The following is a 519-nucleotide window of genomic DNA, read 5'->3' on the forward strand; positions in this document are numbered from 1 at the left end:
TCGCTTTTTCATATATTTGCTCGCTTGATTTCGGCAGGGATTGTTTTATTAATAGGCACGCGGTTCCTATCATTGGGTTGTTTTAGCTTTGGTGCTAATGCACAAGCCGATAAAAGGTTTGCAATCAAAATTATAAGAATGATCGACTTCATTTTAATATGACTCTTTTTACTGTTATATACATTCCGATACTTATTGTCATTATTATAATTTTGACACTAAAGTAAAGTACGTTGTGTGTAATTATTTTACTTTTTTATTCCATTTTAATTTATGAAAATAGCTCAATTTCAGTGCAAATATTTTTTACTTTAGGATTGGATATCTTGGTTGATAAAGTCCTGTGGTAAGAGCTATTGAAGTAATAATACTTATTCGCAGGAAACGGTTTACGAATCCGGAGAGAGGCATATCGATAGCGCCACGGATGATGAGCCATCCGTAGATGATGAAAGCGATTGTGATACCGATTGATACAAAGGGTGTAATTGTAACAATTGCTTTTGAGGAAATATCCGT

At 33.7% G+C, this 519-nt stretch carries 1 protein-coding gene and 1 pseudogene; both read right to left on the reverse strand.

Annotation, left to right across the window (positions count from 1 at the left end):
- Positions 1-8 precede the first annotated feature (8 nt).
- Entirely contained in the window at positions 9-152 is a 144-nt protein-coding gene (locus ACFIMI_RS09845; protein ID WP_375621872.1) for a TrwH protein, read from the reverse strand.
- Positions 153-330: 178 nt separating this feature from the next.
- Positions 331-519 (reverse strand): annotated as a pseudogene (locus tag ACFIMI_RS09850) (type IV secretion system protein); the annotation flags it as partial.

The sequence above is a fragment of the Bartonella sp. AP4SXKL genome (genome assembly GCF_042195845.1).
Classification (GTDB): Bacteria; Pseudomonadota; Alphaproteobacteria; order Rhizobiales; family Rhizobiaceae; genus Bartonella.

What these genes read in the sequence shown, in the direction of transcription:
- ACFIMI_RS09845 (WP_375621872.1), bottom strand. Translation starts at nt 152, where the DNA reads ATGAAGTCGATCATTCTTATAATTTTGATTGCAAACCTTTTATCGGCT.